The organism is Paracoccus aerodenitrificans (assembly GCF_027913215.1).
Lineage (GTDB): Bacteria > Pseudomonadota > Alphaproteobacteria > Rhodobacterales > Rhodobacteraceae > Paracoccus > Paracoccus aerodenitrificans.
Genome location: NZ_CP115784.1, coordinates 2,457,430 through 2,470,461 on the forward strand (window position 1 = coordinate 2,457,430; position 13,032 = coordinate 2,470,461).

General features: G+C 60.0%; 14 protein-coding genes. 5 read left to right on the forward strand and 9 right to left on the reverse strand.

All coding sequences use genetic code 11. From position 1 onward, the window contains the following. The first annotated feature begins 40 nt into the window (after positions 1-40). Positions 41-1,093 (forward strand): flagellar motor switch protein FliG, encoded by a 1,053-nt coding sequence (locus PAE61_RS13480; RefSeq protein ID WP_271112894.1) that lies wholly within the window; start codon positions 41-43, stop codon positions 1,091-1,093. Positions 1,094-1,194: 101 nt separating this feature from the next. Here the strand turns inward: PAE61_RS13480 and PAE61_RS13485 are convergent, their stop codons facing one another. The 3 genes from PAE61_RS13485 to pyrC all read right to left on the reverse strand — a co-directional run bounded on the left by PAE61_RS13485 (position 1,195) and on the right by pyrC (position 4,590). Then, the gene (locus tag PAE61_RS13485; protein WP_271112895.1) at positions 1,195-2,682 is read right to left on the reverse strand and encodes a replicative DNA helicase; all 1,488 of its coding nucleotides are present in this window, start codon (positions 2,680-2,682) and stop codon (positions 1,195-1,197) included. Between the two features lie 190 nt (positions 2,683-2,872). After that, positions 2,873-3,544: an orotate phosphoribosyltransferase gene (locus tag PAE61_RS13490; protein WP_271112896.1), complete on the reverse strand. Its 672-nt coding sequence runs from the start codon at positions 3,542-3,544 to the stop codon at positions 2,873-2,875. Next, the gene (gene pyrC / locus PAE61_RS13495) at positions 3,541-4,590 is read right to left on the reverse strand and encodes a dihydroorotase (protein ID WP_271112897.1); all 1,050 of its coding nucleotides are present in this window, start codon (positions 4,588-4,590) and stop codon (positions 3,541-3,543) included. Before pyrC ends, PAE61_RS13490 begins: the two co-directional genes overlap by 4 nt. A gap of 123 nt (positions 4,591-4,713) precedes the next feature. Here pyrC and PAE61_RS13500 point away from each other — a divergent pair, with 123 nt between their 5' ends. Further along, positions 4,714-5,034, forward strand: coding sequence for an antibiotic ABC transporter (locus PAE61_RS13500; protein ID WP_271112898.1), 321 nt, complete (start codon positions 4,714-4,716; stop codon positions 5,032-5,034). Positions 5,035-5,126: 92 nt separating this feature from the next. On the opposite strand, the gene gap is transcribed toward PAE61_RS13500, so the two are convergent. Both gap and PAE61_RS13510 read right to left on the reverse strand, forming a co-directional pair. Further along, positions 5,127-6,128, reverse strand: a complete 1,002-nt coding sequence (gap, locus tag PAE61_RS13505) for a type I glyceraldehyde-3-phosphate dehydrogenase (protein ID WP_271112899.1) — start codon at positions 6,126-6,128, stop codon at positions 5,127-5,129. A 76-nt stretch (positions 6,129-6,204) separates the two neighbouring features. Further along, entirely contained in the window at positions 6,205-6,348 is a 144-nt protein-coding gene (locus PAE61_RS13510) for a hypothetical protein (RefSeq protein WP_271112900.1), read from the reverse strand. Positions 6,349-6,633: 285 nt separating this feature from the next. Between PAE61_RS13510 and PAE61_RS13515 the strand changes: the two genes are divergently transcribed. Both PAE61_RS13515 and PAE61_RS13520 read left to right on the forward strand, forming a co-directional pair. After that, positions 6,634-7,881: a DUF5930 domain-containing protein gene (locus PAE61_RS13515; protein ID WP_271112901.1), complete on the forward strand. Its 1,248-nt coding sequence runs from the start codon at positions 6,634-6,636 to the stop codon at positions 7,879-7,881. Next, positions 7,871-8,380, forward strand: a complete 510-nt coding sequence (locus PAE61_RS13520) for a bactofilin family protein (protein ID WP_271112902.1) — start codon at positions 7,871-7,873, stop codon at positions 8,378-8,380. Before PAE61_RS13515 ends, PAE61_RS13520 begins: the two co-directional genes overlap by 11 nt. A 54-nt stretch (positions 8,381-8,434) precedes the next feature. On the opposite strand, the gene PAE61_RS13525 is transcribed toward PAE61_RS13520, so the two are convergent. From PAE61_RS13525 to PAE61_RS13540, 4 genes are all read right to left on the reverse strand, one after another. Then, positions 8,435-9,250, reverse strand: a complete 816-nt coding sequence (locus PAE61_RS13525; protein ID WP_271112903.1) for a DUF2189 domain-containing protein — start codon at positions 9,248-9,250, stop codon at positions 8,435-8,437. 48 nt (positions 9,251-9,298) lie between these two features. Next, positions 9,299-9,799 carry a pantetheine-phosphate adenylyltransferase gene (gene coaD / locus PAE61_RS13530; RefSeq protein ID WP_271112904.1) on the reverse strand — a complete coding sequence of 167 codons (501 nt, stop codon included), beginning with the start codon at positions 9,797-9,799 and terminating at the stop codon, positions 9,299-9,301. 84 nt (positions 9,800-9,883) lie between these two features. After that, complete coding sequence (locus PAE61_RS13535; protein ID WP_271112905.1) at positions 9,884-10,327, reverse strand: CBS domain-containing protein; 444 nt, start codon at positions 10,325-10,327, stop codon at positions 9,884-9,886. 48 nt (positions 10,328-10,375) lie between these two features. Next, on the reverse strand, positions 10,376-11,293 hold the full coding sequence (locus tag PAE61_RS13540) for a LysR family transcriptional regulator (RefSeq protein WP_271112906.1): 918 nt from the start codon (positions 11,291-11,293) through the stop codon (positions 10,376-10,378). Between the two features lie 101 nt (positions 11,294-11,394). On the opposite strand from PAE61_RS13540, the gene PAE61_RS13545 reads away from it, so the two are divergent. Next, the gene (locus PAE61_RS13545) at positions 11,395-12,894 is read left to right on the forward strand and encodes a CoA-acylating methylmalonate-semialdehyde dehydrogenase (protein WP_271112907.1); all 1,500 of its coding nucleotides are present in this window, start codon (positions 11,395-11,397) and stop codon (positions 12,892-12,894) included. The last annotated feature ends 138 nt before the right edge of the window (positions 12,895-13,032 follow it).

The window sequence follows — 13,032 nt, forward strand, 5'->3', positions numbered from 1 at the left end:
TGCCAGATTTGATCCCGCGAATCATGCGGGGTCAAGGATAATGCTGGAACCGATGCTGACACCACGGCAAAAGGCGGCGGTGATTGTCAGGTTGCTGATCGGCGACGGGGAAAAACTGTCGCTCGAACGGCTTCCGCAATCCGCGCAGGCCGCACTTGCTCATGAAATGGCGGTGATGAGCATGGTTGACCGGACGACCCGTGATCAGGTGGTGGAAGAATTCTGCGAATCGCTGGAAGAGGTCGGGCTGACCTTTCCGGAGGGGATGGACAGCACGCTTGAGGTTCTGGACGGAACGCTGTCTCAGGATACGACCGACCGGCTGCGGCGGATGGCGGCGGTGACAGGCGGCTCGGACCCGTGGGAACGGATCGCCGCGATGCAGCCGGATCATCTGCGCCAGCTTGCCGAAACCGAAGCGACCGAAATTGCGGCGGTGATGTTCTCGAAGCTGCCCGTCCCAAAGGCGGCCGGGACATTTGCGCTGATTTCGCCTGCAAGGGCGCGTCAGATCGCCTATGCAATGTCGCTGACCGGCGATATCGAGGCCCCTGCCCTGCGCCGGATCGGTATCGCGCTTTTGCAGGCCGCAGAAAGCCTGGCCCGCCCGGCAATGGATGGCGGGCCCGTCGAAAAGGTCGGCGCGATCCTGAACTTCACGACATCCGGCACACGCGATGAGGTTCTCAGCGGTCTGGATGAAGACGATGCGAATTTCGCGCAGGAGGTGCGGAAATCCATCTTCACCTGGGTCAATATTCCCAAACGCGTCGATCCGCGCGACATTCCCCGGATTACGCGCGAGGTTGAACCGCTTTCGCTGCAACGCGCAATCCGGGGCGCAAAGAACGCCAGTCTGCCGACGGCTGAATTCATCCTGTCCAGCATGTCGTCGCGCATGGCCGACTCGCTGCGCGAAGAAGCTGAGGCCCTTGGCCGGGTAACGGCATCTGAAGCAGAGGACGCCATGACCGAAATCGTGGCCGCAATCCGCCGTATGGAAGATGCGGGAGAGCTGTTCCTGATCGCAGGCGAGGCCGCGGATGAGGCCGAAGGATCAGAACTCGCGATGAAATCCACCAAAATCCCCTGATCCGATCACGCGGAAATGCGCTGCTGACAGAATGATCATCGGCCCGCAAGGACGGCCAGATCAGAATGGACAGTTTACCCGTAACAGGACCTGTCAGAGCGTTAATCCCATTCGGATTGGCGGGTCTTTTCCAGATTTCCGAAACGGGTAAAGCGCCCCTCGAATGCAAGCTCAACCGTGCCGATAGGCCCGTGGCGCTGCTTGCCGATAATGACCTCGGCCTTGCCATGAACAGCGTTCATCACCTCTTGCCATTTGGCCAGCTTCTCCAGCTCATGATCCGCAGGTTTCTCACGTTCCTTGTAGTATTCCTCGCGGAACACGAACATCACGATATCGGCGTCCTGCTCAATCGAGCCGGATTCGCGCAGATCGGAAAGCTGCGGGCGTTTATCCTCGCGGCTCTCGACCTGACGGGAAAGCTGGGACAGCGCGATCACAGGGATGTTCAGTTCTTTCGCGACGGCCTTCAGCCCTTGGGTGATTTCGGACACTTCGTTGACGCGACTATCCTTGGCACTGGCCGCCTTGAGAAGCTGAAGATAGTCCACGATCAGCAGATCCAGCCCATGCGTCCGCTTCAGTTTCCGCGCCCTGCCCGCAAGCTGGTTGATCGGAAGCGCAGGCGTGTCGTCGATATAAAGCGGGCAGCTTTGCAGATCATTCGCGGCCTGAACGAAGCGGCGGAATTCCTCTTCGGTCATATCGCCCGAGCGGATCTGATGGCTGGGGACTTCGGACGCTTCAGACAGGATCCTCGCAGCAAGCTGTTCAGCCGACATCTCAAGCGAGAAGAACCCGACAACGCCGCCCGCGACAGAGCCCTGTGTCCCGTCCGGAAGCTGGCCGGTCTTGTGCGCCTTGGCGATATTGAATGCGATATTGGTCGCCAGCGATGTTTTCCCCATCGACGGACGCCCGGCAAGGATGATCAGGTCCGAATTGTTCAGCCCGCCCATCTTGCGATCCAGATCCAGCAGCCCGGTCGGGATACCGGACAGTTGACCATCCCGCTCATAGGCGGCGGCGGCAGCGTCCACCGCCCCGGTCACCGCTTTCAGAAAGGACTGGAAACCGCGCTCGGCGACACCCTGCTCACCCAGCTTGTACAGCGTCTGCTCTGCCGCCTTGATCTGTTCTTCGGCATCGTCCTCGACCCGGACCGAGGCCGCACGGGCGGAAATATCCTGACCGAGCGTGATCAGATCGCGGCGCAGGGCGAATTCGCGGATCATCTGCGCATAATCCCGCGCCGCATAGGCCGAAATCGCCGCCGCAGCGATACGCGCAAGATAGGCAGGCCCGCCAAGATCTTTCAGACCGGCATCGTCCTCCATGAAGGCTTTCAGCGTCACCGGGCTGGCAAGGGCATTCTTGCGGATCCGCTCTGAGGCGATCTGGAAGATGCGGGAATGGACGGGTTCATAGAAATGCTCGGGCTTCAGCAACTGGCTGACGCGGTCGAACACATCGTTATTCGTCAGCAAGGCCCCAAGCAATTGCTGCTCGGCCTCGATAGAAAACGGTACGCTCTGTTCATCCGAATCTGCCGCAGGGGCAACCTGCTGCAATGCCCTGATTTCGCTCATCACCCTGTCCGTGCCGTTATTATCAGTTTTTGAAGCCGCCTCTATGCCACAATATATGCCAAATCTGAACGGGTATGGCGTAAAATCTGGTGGGTAAGGCTGGGGATGAACTGTGGATAAAATTCACGCCATCTTTCCCCGCAAAAGCAGAGAGTTACGCGTCGCGATTTGCCGCCGAAGCGCTGCGCAGTCAGGGATTACGCTGCTGCCAGCCGCGAGGATCGCTCAGGAAAGCTTCGACTTCCGAGAGGGTCGCAGGGTCGAAAACCTGCTGCGCCTTTGCCTCGGCCAGAACGTCCCACCAGGTGCAGAGGTGATGCAGCGCAACACCGTGATCGGCCAGTCGCTGCGTCGTTTCGGGGAAAATCCCGTAATAGAAGATCACCGCCGTATGTCCGCATGCGGCACCGGTCTCGCGGATTGCATCGACGAAGCTGAGCTTCGAGCCGCCATCGGTGGTCAGATCCTCGACCAGAAGCACCCGGTCGGTTTCGTCCATCCGCCCCTCGATCCGGGCATTCCTGCCATAGCCCTTGGGCTTCTTGCGCACATAGGTCATCGGAAGGGACAGACGCTCTGCCACCATCGCACCGAAGGGAATACCGGCGGTTTCACCGCCCGCCACATTGGTGAACGCTTCAAACCCGGCATTGCGCAAAACCGTCGCCGCAAGAAAATCCATCAGCGTCGACCGGACGCGGGGATAGGAAATGATCCGTCGGCAATCGACATAGGTCGGACCTTTCAGCCCCGAGGCATAGGTGAACGGCTCGGCAGCGTTGAAGTCCACGGCCTTGATTTCCAGCAGGGCACGGGCAGTCAGGCGGGCGATTTCGTCTTGCGCGGGGAAGGAAAGGCTCATGCGGGCTCCATCTGCCAGAAAAGGTCGAAACCGGGATCGAACACCGTCACGGTTTCATCCCCGACAGTAATCCGGTCGGGGAAGCTGATCGGCGCGTCGTGGCGGCGCATGACGACGGTAGCGTCATTGGGCGCCATCCGGTAGAATTCCGGCCCGTTGAGTGAGGTAAACGCCTCAAGCCGGTCCAGACGGTCTTCATCGTCGAAGATCTGCGCCAGAATCGCCATTGTGTTCGGCGCGGTAAAGCAACCGGCGCAGCCACAGGGCTGAAGCTTGGCGCTGTCGGTATGCGGCGCGGAATCGGTACCGAGGAAGAACGGCCCCTGCCCCGACATTGCGGCCTGTCTCAGCGCCAGACGGTGTTTCTCGCGTTTGGCGACTGGCAGGCAGTAATAATGCGGTCTGATTCCTCCTGCGAGGATCGCATTGCGGTTGATGACAAGGTGATGGGTCGTGATTGTTCCCCCCATCGCCTGTCCGGCGGCGTTATCGCGCACATAGGCAACGCCATCTTCGGTGGTGATATGCTCCATCACCACACGCAGCCCCGGAGTCGCGCGGCGCACCGGGTCCAACACACGCTCGATGAACACCGCCTCACGGTCGAAAATATCGACTTCGGGATCGGTGACTTCGCCATGCACGCATAGCGGCACATCGGCATCGGCCATCGCCTCAAGCACGGGGCGGACCTTGTCGAAATCGGTCACACCGCTGGACGAGTTCGTCGTGGCACCGGCAGGATACAGCTTCACCGCAGCGATCAGCCCGTCCGCATGGGCGGCGACGACATCATTCGGATCGGTCGCCTCGGTCAGGTACAGCGTCATCAGAGGCCGAAGCGCCGCGCCTTCGGGCAGAGCCTGCATGATCCGGTCGCGATAAGCGCCTGCCTGTTCGCCGGTCACGACGGGCGGCACCAGATTGGGCATGATGATGGCCCTCCCGAATTCGGCGGAGTGCGGCGCAACGGCTTTCAGCATATCTCCGTCCCGCAAATGCAGGTGCCAGTCATCGGGGCGGCGGATCGTCAGTGATTTTTTCATGATTATCCGAGTATACCGACATGACGCGCGAGAAAAGGCGGGATGCAGCATTGCACAGGAGAAGGGTTGAAATTTTCATTTTGCAGGTGCAGCATAACCTCAACGTAAAAAGGTGTATTCAGCATGGGATTTCTTCCACAAGGCATAGCCGAAGCGACCCGTTTATGGGTTCAGGTTACCCAGATTGCCATTGAATCTCAGATGGTTATCGGCATGCGTATTGCCGGGCTGATGGGGTTTATGCCGCAAAGCAGCAATGAACCTCAACGCATGGTTCAGGAGAAGCTGGATGCGGCGCAGGAATCGGGTACGGCGATCATGAAAGCCGTCACACGCGGTGCCAGCTATGATCAGATGATGACTGCGGCTCTTAACCCCTATAGCCGCCGGACAAAGGCGAATGCACGGCGTCTGACCAAGGCTGCGAGTCGCGGCAGGGGCTGATAACGGATCGACGCAGGCGGCGTTATTCGCCTGCTGGAACGGAAAAACGGCCCCGCGAAGGGGCCGTTTTCGTTAAGCTCGGGTTATCGGGCTCAGATCAGCTTGCCGATTGCGACGGCCGTATCGGCCATGCGGTTCGAGAAGCCCCATTCATTATCGTACCAAGTCAGCACACGGCACATACGGCCATCCATGACCTTCGTCTGGTCCAGAGCGAAGATCGAGCTGTGCGGATCATGGTTGAAGTCGATCGAGACATTCGGCTGATCCGTATAGCCCAGAATGCCTTTCAGCTGGCCATCGGCGGCTTTCTTGATCGCCTCATTGATCTCTTCGACGGTGGTATCGCGGGCCGCCTGGAAAGTCAGGTCGACAACCGAGACATTCGGCGTCGGCACACGGATCGCCACGCCATCAAGCTTGCCGTTAAGTTCCGGCAGAACCAGACCGACAGCCTTGGCGGCACCGGTCGAGGTCGGGATCATCGACACGGCAGCAGCACGCGCACGGTAAAGATCGCTATGCAGCGTATCCAGCGTCGGCTGGTCGCCGGTATAGCTGTGAATGGTGGTCATGAAGCCACGCTCGATCCCGACAGCGTCGTTCAGGACCTTTGCCACCGGCGAGAGGCAGTTGGTGGTGCAGCTTGCATTCGAAACGATCAGGTCGTCCTTGGTCAGCGTATCCTGGTTCACGCCGTAAACGATGGTCGCATCCGCGCCCTTGGCCGGAGCGGACACGAGAACGCGGCTGGCGCCGTTTTCAAGATGGACCTTGGCCTTTTCCTTGTCGGCAAAGATGCCGGTGCATTCCAGAACGACATCGACATCGCCCCAGGGCAGCTCCGCCGGATTCCGGATCGCCGTGACCTTGATGGGGCCGCGACCGACATCAATGGTGTCGCCATCGACTTTGACTTCGCCGGGAAAGCGGCCATGCACACTGTCGAACCGGATAAGATGCGCATTCGTCTCGACCGGGCCGAGATCGTTGATCGCGATGACCTGGATATCATCCCGACCGGATTCGACGATGGCACGCAGAATGTTGCGTCCGATCCGACCGAACCCGTTAATTGCCACTTTCACAGCCATAATAAACCTCCGCAGACTGGTTTCGAACTGCTTATGGGACTTTTTCTCTGCATGTGCAAACCCCGGAGCGCCGCCCTCAGCGCCAGAAGCTGAGATATTCGACAAATCCGACAAAACGCTTGCCGACTTCCACCGGCAGGTTCCAGTGAAGCCACAGCGCATCCGCCACGAAGAGCAGCACGATCAGCACGAAGATCGTAATCACGTTTCCCGTCGTCACCGTCCATCATCCCGTCTGCCTCTGCATCTTGATTAACCGCGCCGTCTTCTGTCAGCAAGGCGACGCCTCAGGTTCCGGTTAACCCGGTTTCCGCACCAGAATCGGCAATAATCCGCCGCTGATGGCAGGTTATTGCCAGTTCCCGGCAGTTCCCGAGCAATTCGGTTGAAACTATGGCCTGTGTCCTGTTTACGACTGTCAATCACCTTCGTCCTGATTTGGGGCGAAATCTGCAAAGATGCTCATAACGGGCACGAAATCAAAGAATTGCCGGGGATAGCTGCCTTGTCCGACCGTCCGAGTTCTGCGCTTGCGCGTGTGTTTTCTGAGAAACGTGTGTTTTTAAGAAGTGAAGCCTCAACCCGGGTGATTCATTTGCGTCCCGCAACGCAATTGGGCCTGCTTGGCGGCACCGCGCTGCTTGTCGGATGGGCGATCATATCGGGGGCGCTGCTGGCCTATGAACATATCGGCGGCGGCGATAACCGCTCTGCCGGTGCTCAATCCGCTTATGAGTCGCGCCTGACCGCGCTTGCCGAAGAACGCGACGCCCGCGCATCCGAGGCGAAGGAAGCGCAGCTTCGCTTTGCCGTGGCTCTGGATCAGGTCTCGAAATATCAGGCCGAACTTCTGGCGACGCAGCAGCAGAAGCAGGAACTGGAAGCCGGGCTGGATGCGATGCAGGAAAGACTGGGCAGCGCTCTGGCCGCCCTGCCGAAAGCATCCGAAACATCGGCACCCGAGCATGAGCTGGCGCTGACAGTCCTGAACGACAAGCTTCGCGCCACCGCCGAGGCCCGCGACGAGGCTGCCGAAACCGCCCGTATCGCGCAGGCAGAGGCCGCCGCCGTGAAGGCCGAACAGGAACAGCTTCTGACCCGCAACGATGAGCTGTTCACGCAGATCGAGGACGCGCTTGCCGCATCCGTGGTGCCGTTTCAGGAAATGTTCGACAATATCGGCCTGAATACCGAGGAATTGCTGGCTCAGGTCGATCAGGGCTATACGGGCCAGGGCGGCCCGCTGAATGAGGCCACGGTCTCGACAAGCGGCAATGCCGCGATCAGCCGGACCGAAGCGCGTGCCGATGAAATCATCGTCAGCCTGGATACGGTCAACCGCTATCGCATCGCCAGTTCCAAACTTCCCCTGACCATGCCGGTTCAGTCGGCATTCCGGTTCACCTCGGGTTTCGGCGCACGTTGGGGCCGGATGCATAAGGGAATCGATCTGGCCGGACCCATCGGAACTCCGGTTCTTGCGACCGCCGACGGTGTCGTGACCTTTGCCGGGCGGCAGAGCGGTTATGGCAACTTCATCAAGATCGAGCATGCGCTTGGCACCGAGACCCGTTTCGCACATCTATCAAAGATCCGTGTAAAGGTTGGCCAGAAGGTATCGCGCGGCGCACAGATCGGTGATATGGGGAATACAGGACGCTCGACCGGCCCGCATCTTCACTATGAAGTCCGGGTCAATGGCGAGGCCGTAAACCCCATGAGCTTCATCAAGGCGGCACAGAATGTTTTCTAAGTCTCGCGTGACAGAAACCCCGAATCGCACCACGGCCCCCACGGTCGAATCCGAATCCGCAGCTTCGATCGAATCGCCGAAGGAACCGGCATCGACCCCTGCGACACAACCACAGCAACAGCGCACACGTTCGGCCCCGTCCGTTCTGTCGTCGGACCTGACCATCAAGGGCGACCTGCAAACCGCAGGCGACGTCCAGATCGAAGGAACGGTCGAAGGCGATATCCGCGCCCGTCAACTGACCATCGGCGATACCGCCACGGTTCGTGGCGAAGTGCTTGCCGATGAGGTGATCGTCAATGGCCGCGTCGTCGGACGGCTGCGCGGGCTGAAGGTTCGCCTGTCCTCGACCGCACGGGTCGAAGGCGACATCATCCACAAGACCATTGCCATCGAATCGGGCGCTCATTTCGAGGGTTCGGTTCAGCGTCAGGACGATCCGCTTGCACAGGGCGGCACCAAGAAGCTGGCTCCGCCCGAGGCATCCAGCAAAGAGTAAGTCGGTCTGACGATTACCGGAATTCAGGGGCCATATGGCCCCTTTTTTCTTGGCTCATTCATCCTCGCCCTGATCATCGGGCATAAGCTCGCGATAGATATGCCAACTGGCATGACCAAGAAGCGACAGGGCGATGAACAGCCCGAGAAAGCAGGGCAGGATGCCGATAAACAGCACCGCCGCGATCACCAGTCCCCAGACAAGCAGCACGACCGGATTTCGCGCAACAGCACGGATTGAGGTGATGATGGCGGTAATGAAATCCACCTCGCGATCCAGCAGCAGCGGCAGGCCGACAATTGTCATGCTGAACAGCGCGGCGGCGAATCCGGCGCCGATCAGTGAGCCGATCAGAAGCATAAGCAGGCCGCGGCCCTGAAAAATGACCTCGGGAGAGCTTGTGATATTGGTCAGGGCCGACACGCCCATGAACAGCGCGAATGTCGTATGGGCGACAAAGACCCAGAACATGAACATCAACAGCACGACCATCGCCATAGAGGGCAGTTGCCGGTCTTTCTGCGCGAAGACCGTCCCCAGAACCTCGCGCCAGATCAGCGGTTTCTGCTCCTCAAGCCGCCTGCTGACATCATAAAGACCTACGGCGGCGAAGGGTGCGATCAGCGGAAACCCGACGATGAACGGCATCAGCCACCATTCCTGCCCTGATGCAAGGGCAACCGCCGTCAGCACCAGCCCACCCAGAACATAGAAGGCCGAGAAAAACAGCCCATAGCCCGGCGCACGCCGGAAATCCTGCCAGCCGGCGCGGAGACTTCTGCCGATTGCGTCAAATCCGATTCCGACCGGCTCGGGAATATGATCCGGTCCGTCCTCTATCGTCTCAAGGTCAGAAACCTGCCCCGTCATTCCGTGCTCCTTCCCTTCACATGAGAGGAAACGCGGCCCTCTCTGCGATCAGCTTGTTCTCCCCAACTTTTCATGCAGCGCATTCATGACATGGGGCGTCACGAATTTGGAAACATCCCCACCCAACCGGGCGATCTCTTTCACCAGTTTCGAGGCAATCGCCCGGCGGTCCGCATCGGCCATCAGGAACACGGTCTCGATATTGGAATCCAGAGCGCGGTTCATCCCGACCATCTGGAACTCATACTCGAAATCGGCCACGGCCCGCAGGCCACGAATAATGACCGAGGCACCCACATCGCGTGCGCAGTCGATCAGCAGATTCTCGAACGGATGCACAAGGATTTCTCCGCCGGTTTTCTGCACCACCGAATCGCATTCGCGCTGAACCATCGCCACACGCTCCTCAAGGTCGAAAAGCGGCCCCTTATCCCGGTTGATGGCGACTCCGATCACCAGACGGTCCACAAGCGCCATTGCACGCTCGATGATATCGAGATGGCCCAGGGTGATGGGATCGAACGTCCCGGGATAGAGGGCGACACGCATTTTCTGTCCTTTTGTTTAGTAGAACGGGCGGTCATGGCCCGGAACATGTGGCAAAGTGAAGCGGTCCGGTCCGGCGCAGCGGCGTCAGGAGCCCATGATCATGCCGGTGAGCGCGTCTTTTTCGTCGCTCAGCTCTTTCAGACGCGCCGAGACCGCGTCCCCGATCGAGACGATTCCCAGCATATTTCCGTCCTCATCGACCACGGGAAGGTGCCGGAAACGGCCTTCGGTCATACGCTCCAGAACGGCCAGCGTATCCTCGCCCGTCAGGCAGGTAGAGACCTTGCGCGTCATCAGTTCGCTGACCGGGCGCTGTAAAACATCCGCCCCCTGCTTGCTCAGCTCGCGCACGATATCGCGCTCGGAGAGGATCCCGGCTGGCCGGGCGCCGTCATCGCTGACGACAATCGCGCCGATACGCTTCTCGGCCAGCAATCTGGCAGCGTCGGCAACGGTTGCATCCGACGCAATGGTGACGATCTCCGGCGCTCCGGCAGCTTTGAGCGAAAGTATTTGCTTAACCAGCATGTTGGCCTCCGTGCTTGCCGGTTCAGTCTGTCGTAACCGCGCAGGAGGTCAAGGGTCCGCCGCGTTTTCGGCAGCAGATTCCAGCCGCGCGACCTCTGCCCGCAAGCCTTGTGCCAATTCTCCGGCCAGTCTGTTCAGCCGTTCCGAACGCCGGTCATCCGCGTGACGGATCAGCCAGAAGCTGCGCGTCAGGGTGAATTGCGTCGTCAGGACAGGCACCACGCCGGGCGTCAGCGGGATGGCAAAATCATGGACGATACCGATCCCGGCCCCGCCTCTGATCGCCTGCATCTGGACCGATACCGAGTTCGAACTGATCTGCGCGGGTCCCGAACCGGATTGTTCCAGAAGCGGCGCAAGATAATCCAGCTCACGGTCGAAGATCATGTCCGGGATATAGCCGATCAGCCGGTGATCGCGCAGATCGGCAAGGCTTTCGATCTTCGGACGGACGGCAAGATAATCGGGATGCGCAGCCAGATGCAGATGATAATCGCACAGCCGCTGTACAACCAACCGCCCGCTTTCCGGCGGGCTGACCGCCACGGCGAAATCGGCCTCTCGCTTGGACAGATTAAAGACGCGCGGTAAAGCGACGATCTGGATATCCAGCCCCGGATGCAGATCACACAGCGCCGCCGCAACCTGCGGCAACAGGTAATTCGCGCAGCCATCCGGCGCACCGATGCGAAGCTGTCCGGTCAGTTCTCCGGCACGGCCAAGCGAATCGGCAGCGCCTGTCAGCGCCTGCTCAGCCGCCTCGGCATGGGGAATCAGCCGCTCACCCTCGGGGGTCAGCGCATATCCCTGCGGAGATTTCACGAAAAGCGGATGGCCCAACGCGCTTTCCAGCCGCCCGATCCGGCGACCCACGGTCGAGGGATCCATCGCCAGCCGCTTCCCCGCCCGCGACAGCCCGTCCTCACGGGCCACCGCCAGAAACACTCTCAGATCATCCCAATCCATCTAACCCGTGCAAAATTGCAAAATCCTTTTGCCTAATTCTGCCTTTATAGAGGTATTTTCGCAAGATAACCTGTGCACAGCTTAGTTTTGAGGAGGATCGCATGAAAGAGATCGGACACTGGATCGACGGGAAGGAAGTCGCTGGCGGCTCTGGCAATTTCGCCGATGTCTATAACCCGGCAACCGGCGAGGTTCAGGCGAAGGTCGCGCTTGCCTCCCGGGACGAGATGACCGCCGCAATCGACAGCGCCGCAAAGGCGCAGCCCGCATGGGCGGCCACCAACCCGCAGCGCCGGGCGCGGGTGATGATGAACATGGTTGGCCTGCTGAACCGCGACATGGACAAGCTGGCCGAAGCGCTCTCCGCCGAGCATGGCAAGACCTTCCCCGATGCAAAGGGCGACGTTCAGCGCGGGCTGGAGGTGATCGAGTTCTGCATAGGTGCGCCGCATCTTCTGAAGGGCGAATATACGGACGGTGCCGGTCCCGGCATCGACATGTATTCGATGCGCCAGCCGCTTGGCGTCGTGGCGGGAATCACCCCGTTCAACTTCCCTGCGATGATCCCTCTGTGGAAAATGGGTCCCGCGCTTGCCGCCGGGAATGCCATGATCCTGAAACCCTCCGAACGCGATCCCTCGGTTCCGCTGATGCTGGCGGCATTGTGGAAAGAGGCGGGCCTGCCGGATGGCGTGCTTCAGGTCATCAATGGTGATAAGGGCGCGGTCGATGCGCTAATGCAAAGCGAGGTGATACAGGCAATCGGATTTGTCGGCTCGACCCCGATTGCGCAGTATATCTATGAGGAAGCCGCCAGGACCGGAAAGCGGGCGCAATGCTTCGGCGGCGCGAAGAACCATATGATCATCATGCCCGACGCCGATCTGGATCAGGCGGCGGATGCGCTTGTCGGTGCCGGATATGGTGCGGCAGGCGAACGCTGCATGGCGATCTCGGTCGCGGTGCCGGTCGGCGACAAGACCGCCGATGCGCTGATCGAAAAGCTGGTTCCGCGGATCGAGAAGCTGAAAGTCGGTCCCTACACCGCCGGAGACGATGTAGATTACGGCCCCGTCGTCACAAAAGCGGCGAAGGAAAACATCCACCGCCTTGTTCAGTCCGGCATAGATCAGGGGGCGGAACTGGTCGTGGATGGCCGCGATTTCAGCCTTCAGGGATATGAGGACGGTTTCTTCGTCGGCCCCCATCTTTTCGACCGGGTGACGCCCGACATGGATATCTACAAGACCGAGATCTTCGGCCCGGTTCTGTCCACTGTCCGCGCAGGGTCCTATGAAGAGGCGATCGGGCTGGCGCTCGATCATGAATACGGCAACGGAACGGCGATCTATACGCGTGACGGCGATACGGCGCGCGACTTCGCCAGCCGCATCAATATCGGCATGGTCGGGATCAATGTCCCGATCCCGGTGCCGCTGGCCTATCACACATTCGGCGGCTGGAAGAAATCCGGCTTCGGTGACCTGAACCAGCACGGCCCGGACGCATTCCGCTTCTATACGCGGACCAAGACCGTCACCGCCCGCTGGCCCTCGGGAATCAAGGAAGGCGGCGAGTTCAACTTCAAGGCGATGGACTGATCATATGGCGGCGAGGGCGATCTCCTCGCCGCCATTTTCTGCCGCTCAGTTGCCTGAACAGTATCGTCCAGCAGCGTTGCCTCGCGGGTTTCGCTGCTTCACGGTCTGGACAGGAAAGAGCGGAGGGGCGCGGCGGCC